The sequence below is a fragment of the uncultured Photobacterium sp. genome (genome assembly GCF_947502415.1).
Classification (GTDB): domain Bacteria; phylum Pseudomonadota; class Gammaproteobacteria; order Enterobacterales; family Vibrionaceae; genus Photobacterium.
The window spans coordinates 1-25023 of sequence record NZ_CANMZV010000036.1; the positions used below are offsets into that span (position 1 = coordinate 1).

25 protein-coding genes and 1 pseudogene are annotated in these 25023 nt (G+C 46.8%); 5 read left to right on the top strand and 21 right to left on the bottom strand.

Annotation, left to right across the window (positions count from 1 at the left end; all coding sequences use genetic code 11):
* Window positions 1-286 precede the first annotated feature (286 nt).
* The 12 genes and pseudogenes from acnA to Q0852_RS22290 form a co-directional block, all read right to left on the bottom strand.
* Window positions 287-2980 (bottom strand): aconitate hydratase AcnA, encoded by a 2694-nt coding sequence (gene acnA, locus Q0852_RS22240; RefSeq protein WP_299022333.1) that lies wholly within the window; start codon window positions 2978-2980, stop codon window positions 287-289.
* 62 nt (window positions 2981-3042) lie between these two features.
* Window positions 3043-4395 carry a Na+/H+ antiporter NhaA gene (nhaA, locus tag Q0852_RS22245; RefSeq protein WP_299022336.1) on the bottom strand — a complete coding sequence of 451 codons (1353 nt, stop codon included), beginning with the start codon at window positions 4393-4395 and terminating at the stop codon, window positions 3043-3045.
* On the bottom strand, window positions 4392-5387 hold the full coding sequence (hflC, locus tag Q0852_RS22250; RefSeq protein ID WP_299022337.1) for a protease modulator HflC: 996 nt from the start codon (window positions 5385-5387) through the stop codon (window positions 4392-4394). Before hflC ends, nhaA (Q0852_RS22245) begins: the two co-directional genes overlap by 4 nt.
* Entirely contained in the window at window positions 5384-6457 is a 1074-nt protein-coding gene (hflK, locus tag Q0852_RS22255) for an FtsH protease activity modulator HflK (protein WP_299022340.1), read from the bottom strand. The genes hflC and hflK overlap by 4 nt, the downstream gene beginning before the upstream one ends.
* Window positions 6458-6612: 155 nt before the next feature.
* Window positions 6613-7977, bottom strand: a complete 1365-nt coding sequence (gene nhaA, locus Q0852_RS22260) for a Na+/H+ antiporter NhaA (RefSeq protein WP_299022343.1) — start codon at window positions 7975-7977, stop codon at window positions 6613-6615.
* A gap of 91 nt (window positions 7978-8068) precedes the next feature.
* The gene (locus tag Q0852_RS22265; protein WP_299022345.1) at window positions 8069-8329 is read right to left on the bottom strand and encodes a hypothetical protein; all 261 of its coding nucleotides are present in this window, start codon (window positions 8327-8329) and stop codon (window positions 8069-8071) included.
* Between the two features lie 407 nt (window positions 8330-8736).
* Window positions 8737-9654, bottom strand: a complete 918-nt coding sequence (locus Q0852_RS22270) for an IS5 family transposase (protein WP_299022348.1) — start codon at window positions 9652-9654, stop codon at window positions 8737-8739.
* 384 nt (window positions 9655-10038) lie between these two features.
* Window positions 10039-10143: pseudogene (locus Q0852_RS22275) on the bottom strand (zinc ribbon domain-containing protein); the annotation flags it as partial.
* Complete coding sequence (locus tag Q0852_RS24005; RefSeq protein ID WP_367278181.1) at window positions 10133-10858, bottom strand: HNH endonuclease; 726 nt, start codon at window positions 10856-10858, stop codon at window positions 10133-10135. The gene Q0852_RS24005 and the pseudogene Q0852_RS22275, both read right to left, overlap by 11 nt.
* A complete protein-coding gene (locus tag Q0852_RS22280; protein WP_367278182.1) occupies window positions 10855-11628 on the bottom strand; it encodes an RNA-guided endonuclease InsQ/TnpB family protein in 774 nt (257 codons plus the stop codon). Before Q0852_RS22280 ends, Q0852_RS24005 begins: the two co-directional genes overlap by 4 nt.
* Window positions 11543-11833, bottom strand: coding sequence for a hypothetical protein (locus tag Q0852_RS22285; protein WP_299022350.1), 291 nt, complete (start codon window positions 11831-11833; stop codon window positions 11543-11545). Before Q0852_RS22285 ends, Q0852_RS22280 begins: the two co-directional genes overlap by 86 nt.
* 85 nt (window positions 11834-11918) lie before the next feature.
* On the bottom strand, window positions 11919-12848 hold the full coding sequence (locus Q0852_RS22290; RefSeq protein WP_299022352.1) for a sigma-70 family RNA polymerase sigma factor: 930 nt from the start codon (window positions 12846-12848) through the stop codon (window positions 11919-11921).
* 275 nt (window positions 12849-13123) lie between these two features.
* Between Q0852_RS22290 and Q0852_RS22295 the strand changes: the two genes are divergently transcribed.
* Window positions 13124-13855, top strand: a complete 732-nt coding sequence (locus Q0852_RS22295; protein WP_299022355.1) for a DsbA family protein — start codon at window positions 13124-13126, stop codon at window positions 13853-13855.
* 310 nt (window positions 13856-14165) lie between these two features.
* Here Q0852_RS22295 and Q0852_RS22300 read toward each other — a convergent pair whose 3' ends face one another.
* On the bottom strand, window positions 14166-14486 hold the full coding sequence (locus Q0852_RS22300) for a hypothetical protein (RefSeq protein ID WP_299022357.1): 321 nt from the start codon (window positions 14484-14486) through the stop codon (window positions 14166-14168).
* On the opposite strand from Q0852_RS22300, the gene Q0852_RS22305 reads away from it, so the two are divergent.
* Window positions 14485-15054, top strand: a complete 570-nt coding sequence (locus Q0852_RS22305; RefSeq protein WP_299022361.1) for a hypothetical protein — start codon at window positions 14485-14487, stop codon at window positions 15052-15054. The genes Q0852_RS22300 and Q0852_RS22305 overlap by 2 nt on opposite strands.
* 177 nt (window positions 15055-15231) lie before the next feature.
* Here the strand turns inward: Q0852_RS22305 and Q0852_RS22310 are convergent, their stop codons facing one another.
* On the bottom strand, window positions 15232-15648 hold the full coding sequence (locus Q0852_RS22310) for a zinc-finger-containing protein (RefSeq protein ID WP_299022363.1): 417 nt from the start codon (window positions 15646-15648) through the stop codon (window positions 15232-15234).
* Window positions 15649-15764: 116 nt separating this feature from the next.
* Between Q0852_RS22310 and Q0852_RS22315 the strand changes: the two genes are divergently transcribed.
* Window positions 15765-16118 (top strand): hypothetical protein, encoded by a 354-nt coding sequence (locus Q0852_RS22315; RefSeq protein WP_299022365.1) that lies wholly within the window; start codon window positions 15765-15767, stop codon window positions 16116-16118.
* An 87-nt stretch (window positions 16119-16205) separates the two neighbouring features.
* Window positions 16206-16442 (top strand): hypothetical protein, encoded by a 237-nt coding sequence (locus tag Q0852_RS22320; RefSeq protein WP_299022368.1) that lies wholly within the window; start codon window positions 16206-16208, stop codon window positions 16440-16442.
* 190 nt (window positions 16443-16632) lie between these two features.
* Here Q0852_RS22320 and Q0852_RS22325 read toward each other — a convergent pair whose 3' ends face one another.
* The 4 genes from Q0852_RS22325 to Q0852_RS22340 form a co-directional block, all read right to left on the bottom strand.
* Window positions 16633-17535 carry a hypothetical protein gene (locus Q0852_RS22325; protein ID WP_299022370.1) on the bottom strand — a complete coding sequence of 301 codons (903 nt, stop codon included), beginning with the start codon at window positions 17533-17535 and terminating at the stop codon, window positions 16633-16635.
* Between the two features lie 50 nt (window positions 17536-17585).
* Window positions 17586-18554, bottom strand: coding sequence for a recombinase RecT (locus Q0852_RS22330; RefSeq protein WP_299022372.1), 969 nt, complete (start codon window positions 18552-18554; stop codon window positions 17586-17588).
* 11 nt (window positions 18555-18565) lie between these two features.
* Complete coding sequence (locus tag Q0852_RS22335) at window positions 18566-19633, bottom strand: PD-(D/E)XK nuclease-like domain-containing protein (protein WP_299022374.1); 1068 nt, start codon at window positions 19631-19633, stop codon at window positions 18566-18568.
* Between the two features lie 151 nt (window positions 19634-19784).
* The gene (locus Q0852_RS22340) at window positions 19785-20009 is read right to left on the bottom strand and encodes a hypothetical protein (protein WP_299022376.1); all 225 of its coding nucleotides are present in this window, start codon (window positions 20007-20009) and stop codon (window positions 19785-19787) included.
* A 100-nt stretch (window positions 20010-20109) separates the two neighbouring features.
* Here Q0852_RS22340 and Q0852_RS22345 point away from each other — a divergent pair, with 100 nt between their 5' ends.
* Window positions 20110-20820, top strand: a complete 711-nt coding sequence (locus tag Q0852_RS22345) for a hypothetical protein (RefSeq protein WP_299022379.1) — start codon at window positions 20110-20112, stop codon at window positions 20818-20820.
* Window positions 20821-21547: 727 nt separating this feature from the next.
* On the opposite strand, the gene Q0852_RS22350 is transcribed toward Q0852_RS22345, so the two are convergent.
* From Q0852_RS22350 to Q0852_RS22360, 3 genes are all read right to left on the bottom strand, one after another.
* On the bottom strand, window positions 21548-23470 hold the full coding sequence (locus Q0852_RS22350; protein WP_299022381.1) for a replication initiator protein RctB domain-containing protein: 1923 nt from the start codon (window positions 23468-23470) through the stop codon (window positions 21548-21550).
* Window positions 23471-24445: 975 nt separating this feature from the next.
* Window positions 24446-24649: a hypothetical protein gene (locus tag Q0852_RS22355; RefSeq protein WP_299022382.1), complete on the bottom strand. Its 204-nt coding sequence runs from the start codon at window positions 24647-24649 to the stop codon at window positions 24446-24448.
* 110 nt (window positions 24650-24759) lie between these two features.
* Window positions 24760-25023: hypothetical protein (locus tag Q0852_RS22360; RefSeq protein WP_299022383.1), on the bottom strand; the 264-nt coding region annotated here is incomplete at its 5' end.

The window sequence follows — 25023 nt, forward strand, 5'->3', positions numbered from 1 at the left end:
TCAAATTCCCTCGGTAGTTAGCGCAATGACAAAGTCGCTTGGTAATTAAGATACGACAGAATCGCTCGGTGATCACACACAATTCACCATGCTGCAAACACGTTTCTGGACATTTTCGATTTAGAATCTATGCTCTAAATCGGACGTTTTAGATAAGAAAAAGTATCTAAAATTATCAAGTTCGGCTCTACAACTACCAATATTGAGATTCGCACAGTAACCTTCGATAACGAGAAAATAAATGCGCTACAAAATGTAGTACCATCAAGTAAAATTCACGATTCTATCAAATAAACCTATTTGCAATATAACGTAGCACTCCCCCTGCATTAAAATAATCAAGTTCTCGTTGATTATCAATTCGAAGTACCGCAGGGATTTGTTGTTCATAACCCTCTGCTTTTCTAAGCATTATTTTGACATCTTGTCGTGGGCTAAGATTATGGTTTAATGCGATTGAAACTGTTTCGTTCCCTTTTAGCAGCAAGGATTCGATCCCGCCTGACGATACAATTTGAAGTGGCAAAATTCCCATGCCCACCAGATTATTTCGATGAATCCGCTCGAAGGACTCGGCAATCACCGCCCTTACATTCAGTAACAGGCAGCCTTTGGCGGCCCAGTCACGGCTGGATCCCGTACCATATTCTTTGCCGGCGAAGACCACTAACGGTATGTTATCTGCAATCGCATACTGGCTCGCTTCATACATCGAGATCACTGGCGGTTGCTCAGTTGAAGGCAAGCTGTCACGATAATTTGAATCATGCGAACCAAAATAGCGTGTGACACCTCCAATTTGCGGCGCTACTATTTTGTTCTGGATTCGCCGGTTAGCAAACGTGCCGCGTACCATCACCTCATGATTTCCTCGACGCGCACCATAGCTGTTAAAATCTCGCGGTGACACATGATGAGAGATCAAATACTGTCCGGCCGGACTTTTCTCTGCAATCTGACCGGCTGGAGAAATATGATCAGTGGTAATAGAATCACCGAGAAGGGCCAATATTCGAGCAGATTGGATCGGCTGATGGTCGATCTCGCGTTCAAAAAATGGCGGACGTTGAATATAGGTTGACGCCGAATCCCAAGGATAACAGATACTATTTTTCATTGTTAAGTTTTGCCAATAGTTATCGCCCTTATCTATGTCCTTGTAACTTAGCCTGAACTGATTATTTGTCACTTGACGCAAGGCATTATCGAGCATCGATTGGGTTGGCCATAAATCACGTAAAAAGATGTTTTCACCGTCATAGTTCTTTGCGATGGGTTCTTTCTGTAAATCAATACGCGTATGGCCAGCCAGCGCAAAAGCAATAACAAGCGGAGGTGACGCCAGCCAGTTGAAACGAACTGCTGGGTGTATTCGTCCCTCGAAATTTCGATTACCCGAGAGCACCGCGCAGACGCTCAGCTGTTGTTGCTCAATATCAGCCTCAAGATCACCGTTAAGCGGACCTGAATTACCTATGCAGGTTGTACAACCAAAACCGACGCGTTGAAATCCCAAAAGATCAAGATAGAGTTGTAGCCCCGTATCATCCAAATATCGCGCCACAGCCTGAGAACCTGGTGCCAGCGATGTCTTCACGTGGGCAGGAACCGAGAGGCCTTTCTCTACCGCCGCCTTTGCGAGCAGACCCGCCGTTAACATTACCGAGGGATTTGAGGTGTTGGTGCAGGAGGTGATTGCCGCGATCACAGCATCCCCATTCGTTAAGGTATGAGGCGATTCACCACGACACTTATCATCGGTGACTTTCTGCCCCATTAATTCAATGTGCTCTTGCGTTTTTTGTTTTATCGCGCTTAACGCAAGGCGATCCTGCGGCCGCTTCGGGCCGGCTATTGAGGCTTCAATGGCAGATAAGTCAACGTATACAGTCTCTGCATAAACAGGACTGGGGGAATCGGCGTCACACCACAACCCCTGTGCCATCGCGTAGGCTTGCACTCTTTCTATCAATGGCTTAGGACGGTTGGTTAGCTGCAAATACGCAATGACTTTTTCATCCACCGGAAAAAGTCCGCAGGTCGCACCGTACTCAGGCGCCATATTCGACAGGGTCGCCCGATCCGCTACCGTCAGGTTTTTTATGCCGGGTCCGTAGAATTCAACATACTTACCGACAACGCCATGCGTCCTCAAGCGTTCAGTGATGGTTAGCACAAGGTCTGTTGCGGTGATCCCCTCTTTCAACGCTCCCTCAAGCTTAACACCGACAATATGGGGAATATTCAGGCTTATAGGCTGACCGAGCATCGCCGCTTCGGCTTCTATTCCACCGACACCCCAGCCCAGCACACCCAATCCGTTAACCATGGTGGTATGACTGTCAGTTCCAACCAGAGAATCGGGGATCAGCACACCTTGTTCATCCCGAACGACCTGTGCCAAATATTCCAGGTTCACCTGGTGACAAATCCCCCGCCCAGGAGGAATAACCGTTAGGTTATCAAAGGCACTTTGCGCCCATTTCAAGAACTGGTATCGCTCCTGATTTCGTCGCATTTCCTGTTGCCGGTTGGCAATTAATGCCGAATGTTTACCCGCTTGTTCAGCAATCACCGAGTGGTCAATAACCAGGTCAACCGCACAGATAGGATTAATACGCTGCGGGTCACCGCCGGCCTGATAGACCGCATCCCGCATTGCAGCCAAGTCAACTAATGCCGGAACACCAGTATAATCTTGCATCAAAACCCGGCTGGGATAAAAAGATAGTTCAATGTCATCATCCGCTCCATATCTTCCCGAGCAAAGTGCCGAGATAACCACTGAAGTCGTAGCATGATCTTCATAGTGTCGCATGACATTTTCAAGAAACAGCCGGGTAACCAGCGGCAGATGAGTCAAGTCGATTTGATAATCATTTGCCAGCGTTTTCAGTGACCAATAGACATGTTCTTTGCCATTTAACGTCAGCGACTGAAGATATCGTTGACGCCATGCATGTTCGTTATCGGGGATCATCGTCATTTCCTCAGCAATCACGCATTCAAGACTGTGGTTACTTTATCCGGAGTGAGCGAGAGCTATATATCACCTTGATTGTGCAAAGCATCGCGCTTCAAAAGCCAACTTAACAATGTGATTCCCATCAGCGCAGAAAATAGCGAGGCCGATAAGATACCAAGCTTAGCGGCGTTAACTAGGGCAGGACTCAAAGCCAAATGGGCAATAAAGAGCGACATGGTGAAACCTATTCCGGCAAGCATGCCGCCCGCTAATAGATACGGCCAACGTAGGCCGGGCGGTCGTATTGCCAGGCCGGTACATACCGCCAACCCGCTGAATACGACAATACCGACCGGCTTTCCTACTACGAGACCGGCAAAAACCGCCATGTACAGCGAACCAGACATTTCGGAAAAAGAAATCGGAACACCTGCATTAGCAAAAGCAAACAAAGGCATCACTACAAAGCCAATCCAAGGATGAAGCAACATTTCGAACCGCTCCACCGGGGAAAGCCCTTCCCGCGCCGCCGCTTCAGCGGTTTTTAAGACTTTGCGATCGATACTAAAAACACCGCGCTGGCTTGGCGACGGCACAACACATTCCATTATCGTCAGTAAACGCGCTTCGCTGACCCAACGAACCGTTGGAGTCATCAGTCCCAAGATCACCCCGGTCACGGTTGGATGCACCCCGGAGGCATCGACTGCAAGCCAAATTAGGCCGCCAACTAACAAGTACATCGCAATATTGCGTATACCAAGCACCGCCATGATTTTAACGACCACAAATCCGATTACCGCGAGTCCAATATAACGAAAATGAATGTCTTCACCGTAACCGACGGCCACTACGACAATGGCACCGATATCATCAATAATCGCCAGCGAAAGAATAAATACCCGCAAACTTTTCGGTATACGAGGACCAAGCAGGGTGAGACAGGCAATAACAAATGCGGTATCTGTTGCCATCACTATTCCCCATCCATTCTGTCCGGGCTGACCCAACTGAAAAGCCAGATAGAGAGATGCAGGAATCAACATACCACCCACAGCACCGGCGATAGACAACATTGCTAAACGTGGTTTTTTCAATTCTCCTAAAACGATTTCACGTTTCAGCTCCAGTGCTACCAGGAAGAAAAACAAAGTCATCAATCCATCATTAATCCACTCCCGTAACGAGCGCTTAAGCTCAATCGTGCCCGCAGTGATCCCTACGTGAACGTCCCATATTGACAAGAATGTTTCTGCCCAAGGGGAGTTAGACAGAATCAGAGCCGCAATAGTAAAAATGAGCAACACTGAACCAGCTGCGGCTTCAATGCGCAGAAATCGTGTTATCGGCTGGGTTAGCCAGTCAACATACTCTTTGGGCAGTTGCGTGGGATGCCCTCGTTCATGGGGCTGGAAAGCGGATTTCTTCATTGTTTTTCTGGCGTCAATTTGAATGTTTCAGGTGGATATACACCCTTCAGAAACTTAAACAAGTCACTCTCGGTCGATAGTACCAACGTGGTATTTTCTGCCATGATCGACTGGTAGGCTTGCATTGTGCGCGTAAATTCATACAAACTCACCGCCTGTGGATTTTGATTATATGACTGTGCATATATCTCTGCGGCTTTAGCATCGGCCAAGCCTCTTATCTCTTCCACCTTACGATAGGCTTCGGATTGTATTTTATTTAAATCACGTACACGATTACCTCGGATTCTGGCTGCCTCCCCATATCCTTCGGAAAGAAAGAGTTCGGCAATCTGGCGGCGCTCACTGATCATGCGGTCATATATTTTGGGTCTTACGCTTGCATTGTAGTTAATGCGCTTAAAGCGAATATCCAATAGTTCAATACCAAAGACTCGGACTTTCTCTGCTGCTTCGGTAAATATTTCGTCTTCGATCACCTGACGCCCTTTTTGGATCGGTACCAAATTTCCCAGAGTTAGGTCGCGTTCAGCCTCAACCAACAGCGCATCACGTAAAGGCTGTCGACTTTTGGTGGTACGGATAATTTCAATCAATTCATGTTTTGCCACCGCGTTGCGGGTTTCACTGCCCAGAATGTCATCCAACCGAGACTGAGCACTGCGTTCATCTCGTAAGCGGAGAAAATACTGTAAGGGATCGGTTATTCGCCAGCGCGCAAACAAGTCGACCGATATATACAGCTTATCTTTTGTCGGCATATCGGAGGGATCACCATCCCACTCCAGTACACGTTTATCGATAGCGTTGACTTCTTGTATAAAGGGCATTTTTACCTTGAGTCCCGCTTCCGTTATCGGCTGACCTACCGGTTTACCAAACTGGGTAATAATGACCTGCTCGACCTCACTAACGGTATAAAGTGCCCCCTTTATAACCAATGCGACCAAGACGAGAATAGTAAGAGCAATCAATGGACTGGCTTTTTTCATGGCTGCTCACCTTGCTTACCTTGATCTGCCTTAAGATCGAGAAAAGGTAAAATGCTGCGGGTTTGTTCATCAATAATAATCTTTGAATGAATTTCGGGCAAAATCGCCTGCATCGTTTCAATATAGATTCGACGGCGTGTCACTTCTGGTGCTTTGCTGTACTGACTCAACAAGGCATTGAATCGGGCAGCATCACCTTCTGCCTCATTAATTCTTTTTAGCCGGTAACCATCCGCTTCACGGATCCGCTGATCTTTCTCCCCTTCCGCCAGCGGGATCACTTTGTTGTAATCTCTGCGTGCCTCGTTAATGAGCTTTTCTTTTTCTTGCTGGGCCTGATTGACTTCATTAAATGATTCCTGGACGGGTCTAGGCGGATTAATATTTTTCAGCTGGACCTGATCAATATTGATCCCCATTGCATATTTCGTCGCAAGTATCTGCATTTTGACAAGCGCTTCTGATTCAATTTCCTGCCGGCCAATTGTAATGACTTCATCAACGGTACGATCGCCGACGACTTCCCTCATTACAGACTCTGAAACATCGCGAAGGGTGGCACTTGGTGAGCGGACTTCGAACAAAAACTTAATTGGTTCGGAAATACGATACTGAACTACCCATTCGACCAACGCGGCATTTAAATCACCGGTGACCATCTGCGTTTCTAGCTCACCATTATGCTCGGCAGAACGTTGGTATGGATCATTCGCCCCTGGCGTGATAAACCCAAACTCCTGTTTTAATTGACGTTTTACCGGAACCACCGTCGCAATATCGACGCCAAGCGGTAGTTTGAAATGTAAACCCGGCTGTATTACTAAATGGAATTTACCAAATCGTTGCACGACAGCCACGGAATCACTGGGGACGGTGTAGATAGCCTGCCAAAAACTTATCGCCACTATGATGAGCAATACCATCCCCGCAATACTTCTCAGATTGCCACGTGGGTGGAACTGTTTGATTGTTCTCGCGCGTTTTTTAATACTTTCCCCTACGCTGGCCGGAGGGAGTTCTCCATGCCCTAAAGGGTCTTCAGGAGGGGGATTGTGATTAGACGATGACATGAATGTTGCCTTAGATTTTTGGCAAAAAACTATATGATTAGTAAAGATTGGTTTGCTTTGGAGGATCTTTCAAGCGGGCTGATGAAATAAAATGGGAACACAGTAAGCCCAATCAACATCCAGTCTCAGGAGTAATTGGCCTCAATGTATAACCATTACAATTCATTTGAATTTTTTGGGTACTTGCCTTTATGCGACCATCTGGACAATATTAAAATACCCGCCATGGAAGAAAAGACAGACGCTGACAATATCCCCAATTTTGCGTCATTGAGTAGATCAGAACTGAAAGCCAAATTGGCAATGAACAGTGCCATTGTAAAGCCAGTACCAGCCAGCAGGCTACCGCCAACCAATAATTTCCAGTTAAGATCCAACGGGAGTATCGCTATTCCCGTCCGTACAGCCAGCCAACTGAATCCAAATACCCCCAATGGCTTGCCAAGCGCAAATCCCATAAAAACAGCCACAGTGACGGGGTTACCAAAGTCAGACGAAGATACCTGAATTCCGGCATTGGCAAATGCAAATAATGGCAAGATGACGAACCCAACCCATGGATGAAGCACCATTACCAGCCTTTCAACCGGAGACAGCGTTCCATGTGCTGCAGCTTCTGCCATTTGCAATGCCTTCCGTCCTTCGGTATCCGACTCCCAATGTTCATCGGGCGGATACGCGACAACGTTAGCTAAAATGGCGTGCAAACGTTCACCGCTTACCCACTTTTCCGTCGGTGTCATCAAACCTAGTATGACACCGGTAACTGTTGCATGTATCCCAGACGCATCCACCAAAATCCACAGCACCCCGCCGGCTAAAGAATAAATAGCAACGTTACGAATACCAAGCAGGCCCATTCCGCGAATAATGACAATACCAGCAACAGCTAAGACAAGTACTTCCCATCGGAGGCTATTGCCATAGCTTATGGCGACCACCAGCACAGCGCCGATATCGTCCACAATCGACATCGACAGCATAAATATGCGCAAACTATGGGGAATACGTGTCCCTAATAACCCTAAACAACCGATGACAAAAGCAGTATCAGTCGCCATCACTGTACCCCAGCCATTCTCGCCGGGTTGACCCGACTGCCACATGAGATACAGAGCAGCAGGCACGAGCATACCGCCGAAAGCCGCTATGATAGACAATGCAGCAATGCGCGGGTGTTTCAACTCCCCCAGAACAAGCTCCCGCTTGAGTTCCAAAGCCACAAGAAAAAAGAACAGAGTCATTAAAGCATCGTTTATCCATTCACGAAGTGAACGGACGAATATTAACGAGCCGACATTAATACCCATCGGTGTTTCCCAAACCGCAAGGAAAGCATCCCCCCACATTGAGTGGGACAAAACCAGTGCGATAACAGTAAACAACAGAAGAACCAGGCTCGCTGAAGCTTGAATATGCAAAAAACGTTTAATCGGCTTGGTAAACTTATCAATCAAATCCTGCGGAAGCTGAGGGATTTCTGTTTTAGTTTGCTGACCATTATCCATGCTGACTGCCACCGACTAGCTCACCAACTTCAGATTAAAGTGCTCTGTGAAATAACCTATCTTGGTAGTCAATCATTTTATGGGTTAACAAAGGTACAGCAAATTATACTTCGACATGTTCACTCCATATTTGCCTAATAATTAAATTATTCCTTTTACGCTCATAACCCACAGCACAACAACATCTTTGCCCTTGATAGACCCCTTTTACGACAAGATTACTGGAAGCTTTACTGCCCCCTCCTAAGTCGTAAACTTTTAATGTTCCTTCAAAGCCAGCTTTTTTCAATTGTGCGGTTATTCTCTTCTGCTCTTCATTTTTAATCACATGGCTAAGCATATAATAAACAACTATATTTTCCATTATTTCCCTTTATGCAGCTATAATTAGCAACATTACCCGCTACATAACTATAAGTTTAGGTGCATTTAAGCGCAGTAAACGCTATAAATTCAAAAATGACACCTTTAGGGTTTAATCAATACGTTATGATCATGTTTTATCCTTTCAATTCTCATCGATGAACTTATATGTTGCAGGGCGGGATGCGCGAGGTTTGTTGGGTGCTTTAGCGGTCATAGCTAAAAGTTCTTCTGGGTCAATACCGTCAGACAATAGCATTTACGATATGCTTCTGATTTTTCTTCTTGTTGCTACTCCATTGTCATCGATTTACGTGAAAAAGCTCGTAAACAGCGAATGTTCATTAATAGTTCGGCGTTGTTGATCAAATCAGGCTCAATGCAGATCTAGCTCTAATTGGCTACTTATTAAACAGTAACTTTTCTTTCAGGCATACCGAGTCTTATGACTTTGTTTATCGCTTTGACATTGGCTAGGGCTTCACCAACTTGACCGTTGTAACTTCGAAGTGTCAACGTACCGTTAGTTAGTCCTTTGTATCTCGACATGGCGGTTTCGGAGAGCGATCTAAAATGATACCCAGAGTCGACTTTCCATTGAGCTAGGTTATTAGCTTTCAACGCCGATACCGCATCGTTTCTCAGATGACCATCTTCCCAATATCCTGCATTTTTTCTCGGCGGGATAAGAGGAATTATCCCTTTTCGCTGTAAAACCTTATGGCATTCTTTGGTATCGTAAGCACCATCACCAGATACTTCTCGAATGTTTCGGCGTAGTGGATTGAGTAACGTAGGAAGCACTTCACTGTCACCAACATTTACTAAGCTGACTTCTGCACTTATGATTTCATGTGTATCAACATCAACGGCCAGGTGGAGCTTTCGCCAAGTTCTACGCTTCTCATTACCATGTTTTCGAATTTTCCATTCACCTTCACCGAACACTTTTAGGCCTGTGGAATCGATAGCAATATGTCGAACTGGCCCTTTTGATTGGTTGCGATATTTTACCTCGACAGTCTTAGCTCGTTTGCTGATACAGGTATAATCAGGTGACCTAAGAGGCACATTCATAAGCTTGAAAATCGAATTGATAAAACCTTGAAGAGCACGCAGCGGAAGAGAATAAATCCCTTTAATCATCAGGGCTGTTTCAATAGCGGTATCAGTATACTGGAATCCACGACCACGCTTGCCGTGATGTTCAGTACATCTCCAAGAGTCGATAGCAGAATCATCAACCCAGAATGTAAGTGAACCACGTTGCTCCAATGCTTTGTTGTACTGCTTCCAGTTTGTGATTTTGTTCTTCGACTTGCCCATTACTGACACCTAAAACATCCTGTGATAGATGATCTGATCACTGAATAGCAAAAGAGTTCACTGATTTAGTCAACAACGCCTAATAGTTCTATAACGGCTACCATGAACAAAGGATCTCCACTGGCAGCCCCTTTACTGTATCAAGCTAATTAAAAGAGATTAGAAAATGTATCGCAAATCAGCATTAACAGCCTGTGAATGAGTTTTAGCACTAACTGATAATGGGGCATTTTCGTTTTAGAGTAATCTATCAGATCAAACCACATTCGGGTATGAGCACTGACAGATTGCATTCTGACTAATCCAATTAACCTAATCCAATTAACACTTGTGAAGACGTTAATCATGCAAAACACGTCCGTTAATTTTGACATCCTCCCCCGCCTAAAGGCGGGGAATTCCTACTGCTAGACGGCGATGCCCCGCCGCGAGAATGTTCATTGCCGCATTTATATCGCGGTCGTGCTCTGCTCCGCATTCAGAACAAGTCCATTCTCTTAGCTACTATATCGGTAAGAACCCTAGCTATATCTTTATTGCACTCATTGTGGACGTTGCCATCGTGCGCCTTTTGGATATGGCATATCTTGCATAATGTAACTAGATTTGATTGTTTAAATCGCAACGTAGCGTCGTCGCTCCATCTAACTATATGGTGAACGTGCAAAATGCTACCGCGTTCATTGCACAGTACGCAGGTGTAATCGTCTCTCGCCATTATCAAAGGCGCTACCGTCTTTTTAAAACGATTTCTTTCGGCCTTGTTGATAGGCTCCATGGGAGTATCAGGGTCGAAGCCTTTTTTAACTCGATGTTCAACCGTCAATCTCCGCTGCTTTTCTCTCGCATTGTCTCGGTTCAAGCAGCCGCACGATTTCGTATCTCCACTATACAACGACGCGGTTCTGGCTATCTTCACCTCGTTCCCACAGTCACATTTCGCCACCGTAGGGTATGTTGACAAAATCACCAACCGACCAAATCGCAGTCCTTTCGACAGCTTTCTGTTAGCATCCACGGCTGCGTTGAGCATGTGCCGTTGCGGGGTTTTGCTTCTTTGACACCCACAGCTGGACGTATGGCCTGAGAGCAGCTTGCACTCCTTAACGACTTTTTCATTGCCGCAAGAACATACGCAAACCCACTGTTTAAGTTGGCCTAACCGTTCTTTTACTGTCAATTCACCAAATTTCTTACCAATCATTCTGCCCTACCTTTCGGACTACTAGCGGGGATTGTTCCGCAGCACGAACAAGTCTGGGTGGAGTATGATTCGTTGACTACCTCAAACACTACTGACCGCGCAATCGCTTTATATTCCAATTGTGTTTTAAGAATGTGCCAACCAGCATCTAAAACCGATTTCGCCATCTTGGTTTTAACTAGCTTGGTGCTACTTACGTCGCCAACGATAATCGCAGCGTTATTGTTGACCAGCTGCGTACTGAACTTGTGCAAGGCGTCTTTACGACGATTCTTAATCTTCGCATGAATAGCCTTAACACGCTTTTTCTTTCTAGCTCTTTGAGCTTTACCTAATGCAGATTCAAGATCTCGATAGAACCGTCCAGCATTTAATTTAGAACCATCACTACAAGTGGCGACATCCTTTAGCCCCAAATCTATGCCTACGGCAGACTTACCACTTGTTGCTTGCTCTGGTGGAACTTGGATGCAGATATTGAAGTACCAGCGCCCCCTAGCGTCCTCAGAGAATGAGCCTGCCCTAAATTTATACTTGGAAAGCCCATAGCTATCCCAAACAGAAAAATAATGCCCAGCGAACTTCACCTGACCATGCTTCCATTGCGCAGCACGGCTTTTAAATGGAACAAAACCAAGACTTCGTTTAGAACCAGAGCTAACGCGCCAGCGTAATTTTGAGCGCTTAAACTGTTTGCGCGCTTTTGCGTGTATGGCAATGATTTCTTGAACAGTCGAAGAACCAATTATGTAACTGCGCTCCTTTTGAATGAATGCCGGAAGTCATTTTTTGAATATCGAAAGCAGACAACCAAACAGGCTTAACCGCTCCAGCTTCGCTGAAATTGCGACTGGCTTTCATGGTTAGCTCGATTGCGTGATTAAAGACCTGATTAACTTCAAACGCCATCTGTCTAAGCAGTTTGGCGTGCTTGTCTTTAACTCTGACGCGTAATGTTTTGGTCTGAATGCTCATAGTGAGAAGTCACTCGCCAAGCGAACAACTGGCTGGTAAAGAACAAATGGGTGCCGGAATGGCGTAACAGCATGTACAGCTAGCGCTAAAGCGCTAGCGTTTTGCTAAAGCCAAGCCGCTTGACCGCGCTGTTGCGATATTGCGATACACGGGCTTTTGAAACACCGAAATTATTGGCCAGTTCTTCAATTGTCAAAGGCTTACTGACAAGTCGGGCGGCGTGCATCAGGCAGATCCGTTCGCGGTCGGTGAGTGACATTAACTTATGTTTCAGCGTCGTCTTGACCTTGCAGTAAACATCATCTCGCTCGATATCGTCTTCAAGTTTGTTATCGTCACCTATCTTTTCAAACGCGGCTTCCTCCACCATCACAATGGGCGCGTGGCGCCTAACCGCAGCAAAGTAGCTCTCTGTCCAGCCTGTTTTGGCCTGGATATCCGCATCGCTCATCCCCTCGTCACGCAGACGGTTATAGAGCCTCTCCTCGTCAATCGTACGCTGGGATTTTTCGATAGCAGTACGGTAATGGCGTGTACGACGGGCAAACAACACCTTTAGCCGCGGGATCACATAGGTAGTGATATTGACATCCAGTACATACTTGAACGTCCTCACGGCACGGCAGGCCTCAATAAATCCATCTTGAACCAAGTCGTCGAGCTCGATCTCGTCTTGGCTGTACTGTCGGGCATAGGTATGCAGGATCTTGATGCAGGCGCCAGCCATTTGCGCGGCCAACCTGTCGAGACGACGGTTAGTACCAGCCAGCTTAATTCCGCCTTCAATAGTCAGCGGCACAGAGTACGCAAAATCTTCCAGTGTCATGACCTCCAATTGAGTCATGATCAGGTTAACATCACGGTCACTGGCAATGTACTGCTGACCGTTGCCATCTAGCAAGTCGGCAACCTTGTCTTTCCAATCATCACCCAACGTCAAAACGTGGCGTCGGGACTCATCGAATATCGCCTTAAGAACATCGGCTTGTTCACTTCGCAACGGGCATTGCTTCATGGGATTCTCCAGTGGGTATACAAATATGTATACCTATTATTATAACCACTGGTTAAAAAACTGCCAAAGGTTGTACAAAAAAAATCCAATCAAAAGAAATGGCCTGACTAATTGATGGAGGTCTGATGAGGCACAGTTTAGGCTTTTACCGTATGCAGCAATAAACAAACACATGCATATACCTAATTAATCCACGAAAAAGGCTCCGCTAATAAGGCGCTGGACCGGGGAATTTCCTTACCTTTACCTGTAATAGCAAACCACAGGGAAAGGCGATGATGAGAATAGCGTTGGTTAGTGTGTTACTGGCAAGTCTGGCTGGTGGGGCTCATGCACAGGAAACGGATGATCAGGAAAAGTTTAATGCCATGCTACTGACAGCCCTAAAAGAGAACCCGGAAATATTGCGCGAGGGCGTGTTAGCCCTGCAGTCGCTGGCCAAACGAGAAAAAATGGAACAGCAGGCCTCCCTGGTTGCACGCCAGTCCGATGCGCTGTACCGAAACAGTACAGATCCGGTGCTTAACGCCAGCGGAACCGTGCCTATGGTCGAGTTTTTCGACTATCGCTGCGGTGCCTGCAAGGCGGTCGCCAATGACATTAAAACACTGGCGACGACCGACAAACGTGTCAAAATGATCTACAAGGATGTTGCCATCCTGGGTCCTGAGTCAGAAAAACTGGCCAAAATCGCCATTGCCGTCAACCAGCTTGCACCGAACAGCTACCCGGCGTTCCACTCTGAACTGATGGGAATGAGTGGCGCCAGCGAGGCCGGCGCGTACCAACTAGCTTCATTGTTGGGCATCGACATTAAAGAACTTAAAAAAACGGCAGCTTCGCAGGCTGTGAAGAACAAACTTGATGAAAACAATGCGCTGTTCCAGGCGTTAAACCTGAGGGGAACACCCAGTATCTTTGTTGGCGATCAGCTTTTCCCTGGGGTTGTAAGCCTAAATACCCTCAAAGGGCAGGTCAATATTGAAGAAAAAGATAACAAGTCTTAGGGAGTTGGTGGTTGTCCTTGATTTTTGAGATGCAAAGTCACGCCACACTGTTGTCCCTGAGCAACGCTGACAAGGAGGTCACGACAGGTATATTCCAAGTTGGCTAACCGCCGGCACCACCACACCATCCTATGCACCAATGACGATTGGTGCTTTTTTTTGCCTGCAGTCTTGACAACGGTGCAATCGGTTGCTTAACTGGAGTTGAATCTACAAATCTATATTTTTTCTCGATTTAGTTAATATAGTTGGGTATGCGCCCCATCGACCGCATCAGCTTATGCTGTCCTGCCTGATCGCACCTCGGTCATTAATCCATAAAATCTCTCTCACCCCATGCACAGCATCCACTTAAGATGTTTTGCGTTCGAGACGTCTTAAGGGATGTTGCGTGTGGTGATGTCGGTGTTCGACGACATCGTGGTGAGTCGCAGAAGGCCAGGAGGCTGATGCGAGCAAAGAAGGCGGCCGGTTGGTCGCCTTTTTTGTTGATGAAGGAAAGGAGCCAATCGGTAATACCGCCGGACGAAGCCATATGGGCCGGGGAGTGACAGATATATGCCTCGATTGACGCTACCGGATGTATCATGAGTAATAGGTACTGATAGACCAAGGCCGGGAGGGTAGTCATGAGCAAGGAAATCAACGATAAACAATACCTCTGGAAGCGATTCATTAAAAAGCGCGACGAGTTCATTGCCCACCATTCTTTCAAAACCGCTTCTGAACTTCCTTTTCCGCAAGACCGGCTTGCTAACTTAGTCGAGCTCAACAAAATTATCTCTGTCGAGATAGATGGCCAGCTAAAATTCCCTGCGTTTCAATTCAATTCACAAGGCAACGTCTACGGAGTCCTCCAGGCGCATCTGCCACGACTGCTGAACTCTGGCCGAAGCGGCTGGGATATCTGTTTCTGGCTGCACGAAGAGTTCGGTGCCGTTATGAAAACTGTCAGAGCAGATGCAAGGTTACTTAGGGGCATTAGCTTAGATGAGGTTTTGCGGATCGGCGCCATTGCTGGCAGATTGGAAGAAACGCGCATTGCTATGCCCATCGACCTAATCACGACAAACGACAAGGAGGCATTCGCAGCTTTCATCGAGCAGTTGCTGAATCCTGATTATCGCGACATACCAGTAAAAGATATGGACTGGAACGCCTACTTTGATGACCCGGGCAACAAACTAGACAACGATTAGAAATACCGATACAGCTATACCTGCTTTTGACTGTTGTCGATTCTATGTCGCAATACTCTTAATCCACTGTTATGTAAAAAATCGGCTCTTAGTCCAGTGTTATGTCGGGATTAAGCACAGGAACCTACACTTTTTCGGGGGAATAAGTGTCAACATTACACTTTTCTTCGAGTTCAATCATGCTGCATCGAGCATACTCATCACTCGCTTACAGGTATCAGCATCAAACCAGCCAAAATGGGTCCGGTTAAGCTTAATGTCCAACATGGAAGAGAGCATCTGATAACTGCGTGTTCGACTATAACCTCGCTGCTTAGCCCACTGCAGGAACTGCTCTTTTGCAGTGCGCCGTGCTGTACGGGTCTTGGCGTCAGCCAGTGTACCGAGAGGGATACGTGTTGACGGGTGCATACCAACGCGTGCATCGCAATGAGTACAGCAGTACAACCATGGCCAGTCGCTGTAGACACGGTTAAATACTTCACTGTGATGCTTAACAACGACTTTGCTGGAACAATGAGGGCAGCGTTTAGGTACAGCCAAACGGTCACGAACACGTCGGGCAGCGGTTTTTGATGGCTTGAATTTGTCCATGATGCTCTCCAGGGTTGGTCAATATGCCAAGGAGGTACATCAAGCAGACGCACGATAAAGAGAATGATGGTATATTTCTTTATATACCTATTTTTCCAAATTAGTGGTGTACTACTGTGTCAGGGACCAACAACCAAGCCAAGCCAATACCGCTGGGCAATAATGCGATACCAGCAACGGCAAAGGAGCAGGACGTGAAATTCAATAACGTAATGGAAACGTACTTGAGCATGTTTGACTGTAGCGCCCATGCTATCCAACACCTGTGCCAGGCCACGAACCGCAAGTACAACAAGCGCTACCTGGCCGAATGGCCAACTTCCAAGGTCAAGATGCCGCTAGATTGCGTCAGCTACATGCAGGGTTACGTCTTTCGCTATGCCATTGATGTCCTGGAGCTTCCACTCAGCGCCCACCAGGCAATGTCAATCTACAAAGCGCTCAGCGTGCCGGAGCCGAAATCGGATTAAGCAGGCAAAATTCATCCGTTAATCAGAATTAATACAGCCTGACGTGGCTACACTCCTAGCAAATCAAAAACATGCAAGGAGTGAAGGATGAAGTTATCAGAACTGGATGCACCTCTGGTTAAGGCCTTGCAGAACCGCGGGCATATCAAAACAGAGTGCCTGAGAATCATTGAGCGGGAAGTGTACCGACTGGGGGAAAATGAGCGCCAAGAGCTGGCTCTTATGAACACCATGGCAGGCCTACCGGCTTCAGAGGCTTTGGCAAAAATCAGAAGCAAAAAGCGCGAGCAGCTAATGCATTCACTCGCGCTGTTGGTCGCTTAATAGGCAGAGCAGATCAGGCTAACTGCTCGGCCAGGAATTCAATCAGCAAATCCAAATCATCATCACTTAGGTTTTGTACCTGCTTGTCCTGCACATTAGTCGGTTGTGGTTGTTTGTTCTGCATAGTGATTCTCCAGTTTTTTCGGGATGGGTATACATAATTGTATACCTCATTTTCCTTTTTGCCAGTTTATCTGAGCATTTGTGCCGCATCCTGGGCAAAGTGGCAGTCATCCTCATCCAACAACAAATCACAAGAATGGTGATAAATCCTCACAATCGAGCCATCTCGGATAGCGACCCGTACCCTGGCCGCAGCCCCCCGATACAGCTTTTGCTCTGGATTATCACAATGGGGCAGTGAGAGTACGGCCTCGCCTACAGGCTGATCACCGTCTGTGAGGTACATCTGCCATGACCGGTCGTTAAATTCCTTAGCGTAAAGGCAAATCTCCTCAAATGGCCGGTAAATAACAAACCGGTCGGCGCCATAACCCAGGGCAAAATCAGTATCATCTCCTCCCGAGAGTTCCCCCTTCGGGCACGCCGTGGCCAAAAGGCGGTCCAGGCACTCGGACTCGTCCTTGAGGCCTCCGCTCAGCACAGCCACCAGCTGCAATTCACCACTGGCGGTCTGATTAACAATGGCCCTAACAGTGGATTTGACCGACGGCCACAGAGTACCCAGTGCATCCCAAACCGATAGCGGCGCCGCCGACAGCTCACCACTGGTATCCTGCAGGCAGGCCATGTAATCACTATCGTGGGGGTAGATCGTCAACAGCCGGGGACGCAGACTCTCATTGTCAGGGCACGACAGAGTCAATGATGGATGGTCATAGTTCCGGGTGATCGTAAATCCGGGCACCATCGACATCATTGATTTGGGTACGCCCAGTACCACCCACGGATCCAGCTTGCCAATGTTTTCCAGCCGGTCATCGTAATGTTTGATGGCACTGGCTACCACTTTGCCAAGCAAGGTATCCATCTGCGCCACTGAGCCTGACTCCTCGGTTGTTTTAACCACAGAAGAGTGCAGGCTGTGGTGGCTGGTGGTCACTGTTGCCCTGCCACCACAGGCACTACGCACGACTTTGACATGCCGATAGCCCGTGCGTAGCCGTTTTATGCGGAATTCGCTTACCATTCTGCCAGACCTCGAGTTGGCATTTGCTGATCCGTCTTTGGCACAACAAAATGTTCTTGTTCCACCGGCGCCTTGAGTTTCTCCATCAACTCATGGTTTTCGCCAGTGACCGTTTTATGCTGATTAGCAAGGTGGGGCGGCGTCACGGACAACTCTGGCTGGCTTAAAGCAACCACATTTTCGCTCTGGGCCTGCTCGACAACCCGGCGAGTCTTCAGCTGCTCGGTATTGATCTTGTCCCACACGCCATCTTCTCCGGCCATCGCTCCCTTCAACCGCTCGATATAACCGGGCTTATCAGACAGCTCTGCCAGCTGCGGCAATAAGAGGCGCATCAGGCGGCGGATGGCTGTTTTACGGCGCATCTGGCCGACAAACACCGAGTCCCAAACCGAGAACTGCATGCTGAGTTTCATGGTTTGTTCCACTTCATCCAGTTCCGCTTTGCTGACCGCTTCACAGAACACCGCTCCATTGGTCAGGTAGGCAAGGGCATAGGCACCGTCAAGCTCCCCGCGGTCATCCTCTTTCTGTGACAGTGTTGTGGCACTGTGCTCCGGAGCCTTGGTAGAACCATGGTAGATGAAGTTGTCTTCCTTGAAGACCAGATCACTGGTGATTTGAGTTACCATCCCGCTGTCTGCGGCCAGCTTGATATAACCATGGTAAGTCGGCATATACTCGACAAATGGCATACCTGCATCATTGTAGCGCTGCGCCAGCACGGCATATTTTTCAAAGTTGTTCAGGCTCAGTCCAACACGAGCAGCCTGCAGTAAGGCAAAGTACAGAGAGTTTGGTTCTACCTGCGACCATACCGACTCACCTTGCTGACTAAGCCAGCGCTTGGCATGCAGTACCTCCTCGGTGCCGTCAAGGCCAGTCTGGTTTTGCTGGGCAATCTCGTTATAGGGCTTAATTGCGGCTTCAAGTGCTTGATAGGCAATAGATTGTTCAAACATGGCAAAACTCCTTATCGGGCAAAATTCGGGATAGACAGCGTGCGAATGGTGTCGCGCTGGGAATAGGCCCGCCACTCGTTCGTAGCCAGGCAATGCTTCAGGGTGTCGAGCGCCGACAAGCATTTATGCATCGCTTCTTCCTTGCCATCGAGCTCGTACACTTCACACCAGTCACAATCAACGTATTCCACGCACAAAAAGATAAAGCTTGATACCTGCACACCCAGTAAGGCGGCAACATACCGGTAAAACGCCTCCTGAATGAAGTAACCCAGAGTACCGGCCTGCTTAGCAAAGGCCTCAGGTGCTGTACTGGCCGTGGTCTTAACATCGACGGCAATGCAGTCAAAACGCAGCCAGTCAAAACGGCACTTTAGCCACATGCCGGTTCGGGGGCACTTGGCGATAAAGCTGATTTCAGGCAAACCGTTCTGTACTAATGCATCGGCAATGCGGTTGTTGCGGCAGCTCTCGAGCACGCGGTGTGCATCGTCGTAGACGATCCCATCGATAGCCGTCTTGTTCTGGTGTTTTGGGTCGTTGACGTGTGCCTCTTTGATCTCGTCAAAGAACACTAAGCTGCTATCAGCTGCCTTAAGCTCTTTCTTGCAGCGAGCCTTGTCTGCCGATTTCGGGATAGGGATGCCGAGCTCTTCGCATTTCTTTCGCATCTGAGGCGCCGTAGTGAGCGCCTCGGGCACATCGGCCTCTACCAAGTCGCGGTAATAGCGGTCGTAGAAACCATGCGGCTCCAGAATCAGTTCATGGCCGTAGGTCCCCGCATCCAAGGTGCGCTGCAGCTGAACACTCTTGCGCTTGCGGCTGACATCGCTGATGTACTCGCGGTAGAAGTGCGCAGGGGACTTCTTTACCAGCGTTTTGATCTGCGAACTACTGTAAGCAGGCAGTGCATGGTAAATCTCGTTTTCCATCCCGATATAAATCCCTTCGACGAGCTCATCGTTGCTATCTAGCCAGGTCGGATTACCACTGTCGTCGTAGGCCTTCATTACCGGTAACTGGCATCCAGAAAACCGAAAGCTGGTCATGCTGCTCGATACTTGAGTTTGTGCTGCCATGGGACTCTCCAGTAAACAGGGTATATATATATGTATAACCCATACTCACAAAATCGCAAGGGAAATTGCGAAATAAATAACTGAAAAATATAGACTTTTATTGTCATGGAGGGACAGGGACCGTTGTGGTCGGTCCCCGCCAGTGACGAGTTTAAGATGGTTGGTTTTCGATATAACTCCAGCCATCTTCAGCGGTATGAGTGAACTCCAGGTGAGGCAGACGGGCATTGAGCTCGCGGGTGATGGTATCGATGGTTTCGATATTGGGTGAAAAGGCCTTCTCGTCAAGGACTGACCGAATATCGCCTGGCTCGTCGGCATTGATATGCGGCTCGATAGCTTCAAGGATTTGCTGGCTGTTGTGGTTAACGTTCATACGGGCACTCCAGTTGGGTTATTTAATGACACCGCTGATGTACATCACAGGTATAGGCAATTAAGAGATATTTTTTCTGGCTGCACTAAAGGAGGGTGGAATGCTCGGTCTAAATTACATCTTGCCGTACCAACATCAGCGAAGGAACATTGGCAGCGGGGCTGGCGTGCCATTAATACTCAAGGAAAAAGGCCTCAAAGAAGGACAAGGGCTGAACGAGCATACCTACAACATGGTTATGAAGGAGCGCAACGAGTGGCTAACACCCTGCCAGCTAAAGGCCAACCTTGAGCAGTGTTTCGATGAGATAGCCGGTAAACCGAATAGATTCATATTGACCAAGTTCAACCTGGGACCCGAGGCCATCAACAACCAGGCCATCACGGATTTACTGACTATGTCTCGGCCCGACAATGTGGCCTTATGTGGCTCATATCAGGCTTATATTGAACAAACCTATTTCGTAGGGACAATACTGGACCTGCGGGGCGTGAATAAGGGCAAGTCGGTTCCCGGGCTTGATGAGAAACTGACTACGCTATCACAACGGTTCAATTCTCCTGCATGGATCGCTAATAACGAAGATACGATAAAAGGGGTAGAGAAATTTCAGATAAAAGCTTTCGAGCCTGACTTTGAAAATGACGGAAAGATTGCTCAGCGGCTACTGGATTTTGAGTTGCTACAGCTTGCTAATGCATGCGTAATCTTGGCTGACTCCGGCACCCAGTCAGATCGATTCAACCAGATACTGCACTGGTGCCAGCTGTATGAGATTGGGGTTCGCAAGATTAACCTGGAGTCGGCGTAGATGTACGAACTCAGATTAACTAGTTCTGAAAGATATCAGTAGCAGTGTGCTACCACTTAGATAGTCAGCGATATCAATGGGCGAAACTTGAACATAAGCGGTTTAACCAACGCTAGGTTGGAAGAATTATGAGGGGATCCGTCAACGATCTTTGTCCTTTACAACACATTCATTGCTGAAATCGTTAAGGGCGGAATGATAAGCCACAAAAATAGACCTTGTCATATTTTGATCAATCTCAATTAGTCTATGACTATTAATTGGCTAAATTAGTATTCTCTACTGTAATAAACTCAACTGAACGCATAACAATCAATTGCACACATTGGGAGGGAAACCGATGATTCGAATATTTTGTACGTTATTCATGGTTGTTATTTTAAACGGATGTGAGGTGCTGGAGTATTGGGCTACCACCCCTTCTTCGTCCGACACAAATTACGACTATTCAGCTTCATTTGAAGAAAGGTATCTTGGAGCGGAGCCAGGCCCTGTGACAACCTTACCAGCAGGCTATTCTTCTGGTTCACAGAGCACAAATTCTAGTAGCTCACGTTCAAGTTCAAGTTCATCAAGTATATCAGATTGTAATATCCCACCAGACGCGGAGTGCAGACAAACTCGAAGCTGTGTTTGTGCACAATAATCAATTGTAAGCACTGCATTCTCACCGTAGGGGTGAGAATGCTCCTATCAAGGGTATTAGAACAGAACCGGATTGTGCCGCTTATTTCTGCAGAGTCCTAACAATATCATGGGCTAAGATAGCCAAGGCATCTTCGTTAGCATTGGCTTGATAATCAGCAAGCACCTTACGTTCTGCTTTACGCCGAGTGAAAAACGAGATGACGTCACCCAGTACCCAGTCGTCGGTAATGGTGAAGAGCGCAGAAGACAGAGCATAGATTGTCTGCTGGCTTATGACGACACCATCATGTTTTAATTGCGGCGTTTCTTTTCTTACCTGCTTCAGATATGCAAGCACCTTGCTGTGGGATACGGCATTCTTGTTTCTCACAGTCACCAGCTCGGCCAGCTCCAGACAGTCACTGTCACTGTTATAATGGGTCATGGAAACACTGACCATCTTCGATAGGCGAACAATTGTGACGTATTTACGTCGGGTGATGTTAATGCCGTCAACGGAACGGATACGCGCTACCTGTTCATCATTCACAACCTTCTCTTCAACAGCAGAGTTAGCGGCAGTATTATCCCAGAATTTGAAATCTGCCAGTTCACTCATTGGGTTATAGATGGTCGGAGCATCTTGAGTGTGGTTATTAATTTCAAGCGAAGCTTTCCAGCTGGCCTTATCAAGATGAATTGAGATCATGCCTTCATGGAAATCGATCAACATCTTGTAGCCAAACAGGTTCATGCGGATGAGATCAGCCTTTTTCCCGTTGTCAGCTATGTCAACCTTGCACAAATCCTTAGTCTTTTTGTGCTTACAGCTTCGCTTCAAGTCTGTAGCAAACTGGCTATAGCTTACCTGGCGGGCAATCCGCAAATGTAATGTTTTTAGGTCAAGTGAGAAAGCTTTTGACTCTGTATGACTGTCTTTAATCGTGTTACGGCAGAACAGATACAGAATAAACAGGGTGCCATCGACCGACAGGCTAGCCTTAGGAAAAATATATGGTGTTTTACCAAAAATGAGCTTATCGAAGAAATGTTGTGGCCAACGTACAATATAGGCCGTTGCATTATCCTCTAGTTCATTATCGACGATAGAGGCCGAGTGGCATGATACCGGTGTTGCGTCCAGAATTCGGTATCGTTCTGTCGCAAACATTTCATGCAGCTCATTATTGATGTTCACTTCTTTTAGTGCATTGAAATCGTAATGGCTGTCTCTAAGCGCGTTGATGCTGGCACGGATCTTTTCATAGTTCGGCTTTGAGCGCGACATTCCCCTGACTTGAAGTATCTCATTGATCGTAATAGGGGTTTCGTTCTCAGGACGTTTACACTCACGAAGATAGAGATCCCTGTAATGCAGATGGTAGGCATACGTCAGAGAAATCATGGTGTAGTAGTTTTGAAGATCGTCCTGATTCACGATGCGTGAGGTTGACTTCACCTGTGCCGGGCATTTATGAAGATTGCCGTCTTCATCCTTGATATTTACATAACCCGCTAGCTGGTTAACATTTTGCTTTGTAAAAGCCAACAGCTGCTCGAAAGGGTAACTGGTTTGATGGCGGATAACCTGCGTAAACTCTGGGTTCGGAGATTCATTAAATCCCAAATCCTTCAGTTTTTGCTTGGTTTGCTTACGGTTTTTCTGCCCCTGGCTGATGTTTGCTTTGATCGTCTCTGTCTGGTTGATATCTTCGACGATGTGACGGGCACTATACTCTCTCAGAGAAAACATGCTGATGCGACGTTTGGGCGCGTTCGCAAACTGAAAATCCATGTCACATAGAATTTCTTTTTCTCTCAGCTTAGAGATACTATAGGTAACCTGGCGATCTGTTAGCGTTGTTGGCAATAACTCCCTGATTTTCTTGATCGAGGTGAGATTAGCTTCGTCTTTGAAATGATGGCCGTCAATGATTGCCTGAATGAACACCAGCTCTTTGTCACTTAAAACACCACTTTCTGCAAAATTTTGAATGCAAAAATCAAATGGTTGTGGATACACAAATAGGTTTCCGTCATTAGGTGTTTTAGTCGTGACAGTAATCATCGTTCGTGGTGTAAAAAATTTGTGGTTTAGCGAGTATATGCTTTTTCATAAAAAACAAAAAGATCTTTCCTTGTTTTTTGGATCTTCTCTCTAGATCACTAAGATCATGCCTAAAGTAGTATTTATCTCTGTTTATTATTCTTACTTGATCTCTTTATCTCTTATATACACGCTGGGATAACTCTTTGAAACTTTATTAAATCATGTGGTTAGGCATTTTTCCCTTTAAACGACAAACGTTAAGGATCAAATGTACGAACGAAAAAGATCCAGTTTACATACGATAGTTGCCCAGTATACAAACGATAAAAATGCAGTTTACAAACGATAGAGCGCCAATATACAAACGATAGGTTGTCACAGCTTATCCACAAGATATTACAACAAAAAAGTGCTCATTGATGATCACTAGCTTGATCTTAAGTCTTTTGCATTAAGGCTCCTCGTTGAGCTTGGAGAGAGTGTTATTTGCCCTTTAAACCCAGAGGAAATGGGGCTCGTCGTGTAAAACCAACAGGTGATTTTGTATATTAGTGAATGGTTAAAATTTATACATTCAGCCTGGTTATATAACCATTCATGATTTAGCAGTACTTGGCCGTTGTTCGCTATCACTTGTATTAACTATCACATAAGTCATTGATAAGACGAGTTTTATGTTTGAAGCATTTTGTAGCGTTATGCATGGTACTGTGCTGTTTAAACGCCAAACGATAAGCCGGGTCTGAACACCGTTATCCAATCTACAAACGATAGTCGGTGCTGAACACCAGTTTCTAATCGACAAACGATAGGCCAGGTTTGAACACCGGTTTCCAATTTACAAACGATAGGTTTGGTCTGAAACCTGTTTCTAAACGACAAACGATAGTCGGTGTTGAACGCCAGTTTCTAAACGACAAACGATAAGTCGGTGCTGAACCCCGATATCTAATCGACAAACGATAGTCGGTGCTGAACCCCGATATCTAATCGACAAACGATAGGCTGGTGCTGAACCCCGGTATCTAATCGACAAACGATAAGCCAGGTCTGAACCCCGTTATCTAATCGACAAACGATAGGCTGGTGCTGAACACCGGTATCTAATCGACAAACGATAGTCGGTGTTGAACCCCGATATCTAATCGACAAACGATAGCCTGGGCCTGAACTCCGGTTTCCAATTTACAAACGATAGTCGGTGCTGAACCCCGATATCCAATCGACAAACGATAGCCTGGGCCTGAACACCGTTATCCAATCTACAAACGATAGTCGGTGCTGAACCCCGATATCCAATCGACAAACGATAGCCTGGGCCTGAACACCGATTTCCAATTTACAAACGATAGTCGGTGCTGAACGCCAGTTTCTAAACGACAAACGATAAGCTGGGCCTGAACGCCGGTATCTAATCGACAAACGATAAGCCAGGTCTGAACACCGGTTTCTAATCGACAAACGATAAGCCGGTGCTGAACCACGATATCCAATCTACAAACGATAGTCGGTGCTGAACGCCAGTT

What these genes read in the sequence shown, in the direction of transcription:
- Q0852_RS22270 (WP_299022348.1), bottom strand. Translation starts at nt 9,654, where the DNA reads ATGGGCAAGTCGAAGAACAAAATCACAAACTGGAAGCAGTACAACAAA.
- Q0852_RS22320 (WP_299022368.1), top strand. Translation starts at nt 16,206, where the DNA reads ATGAAGTTATCAGAACTGGATGCACCTCTGGTTAAGGCCTTGCAGAAC.
- Q0852_RS22310 (WP_299022363.1), bottom strand. Translation starts at nt 15,648, where the DNA reads ATGGACAAATTCAAGCCATCAAAAACCGCTGCCCGACGTGTTCGTGAC.
- Q0852_RS22335 (WP_299022374.1), bottom strand. Translation starts at nt 19,633, where the DNA reads ATGGCAGCACAAACTCAAGTATCGAGCAGCATGACCAGCTTTCGGTTT.
- Q0852_RS22285 (WP_299022350.1), bottom strand. Translation starts at nt 11,833, where the DNA reads ATGAGCATTCAGACCAAAACATTACGCGTCAGAGTTAAAGACAAGCAC.
- Q0852_RS22265 (WP_299022345.1), bottom strand. Translation starts at nt 8,329, where the DNA reads ATGGAAAATATAGTTGTTTATTATATGCTTAGCCATGTGATTAAAAAT.
- nhaA (WP_299022336.1), bottom strand. Translation starts at nt 4,395, where the DNA reads ATGAAGAAATCCGCTTTCCAGCCCCATGAACGAGGGCATCCCACGCAA.
- Q0852_RS22345 (WP_299022379.1), top strand. Translation starts at nt 20,110, where the DNA reads ATGCTCGGTCTAAATTACATCTTGCCGTACCAACATCAGCGAAGGAAC.
- acnA (WP_299022333.1), bottom strand. Translation starts at nt 2,980, where the DNA reads ATGATCCCCGATAACGAACATGCATGGCGTCAACGATATCTTCAGTCG.
- hflK (WP_299022340.1), bottom strand. Translation starts at nt 6,457, where the DNA reads ATGTCATCGTCTAATCACAATCCCCCTCCTGAAGACCCTTTAGGGCAT.
- Q0852_RS22330 (WP_299022372.1), bottom strand. Translation starts at nt 18,554, where the DNA reads ATGTTTGAACAATCTATTGCCTATCAAGCACTTGAAGCCGCAATTAAG.
- hflC (WP_299022337.1), bottom strand. Translation starts at nt 5,387, where the DNA reads ATGAAAAAAGCCAGTCCATTGATTGCTCTTACTATTCTCGTCTTGGTC.
- Q0852_RS24005 (WP_367278181.1), bottom strand. Translation starts at nt 10,858, where the DNA reads ATGATTGGTAAGAAATTTGGTGAATTGACAGTAAAAGAACGGTTAGGC.
- Q0852_RS22295 (WP_299022355.1), top strand. Translation starts at nt 13,124, where the DNA reads ATGATGAGAATAGCGTTGGTTAGTGTGTTACTGGCAAGTCTGGCTGGT.
- Q0852_RS22300 (WP_299022357.1), bottom strand. Translation starts at nt 14,486, where the DNA reads ATGACTACCCTCCCGGCCTTGGTCTATCAGTACCTATTACTCATGATA.
- Q0852_RS22290 (WP_299022352.1), bottom strand. Translation starts at nt 12,848, where the DNA reads ATGAAGCAATGCCCGTTGCGAAGTGAACAAGCCGATGTTCTTAAGGCG.
- Q0852_RS22305 (WP_299022361.1), top strand. Translation starts at nt 14,485, where the DNA reads ATGAGCAAGGAAATCAACGATAAACAATACCTCTGGAAGCGATTCATT.
- Q0852_RS22340 (WP_299022376.1), bottom strand. Translation starts at nt 20,009, where the DNA reads ATGAACGTTAACCACAACAGCCAGCAAATCCTTGAAGCTATCGAGCCG.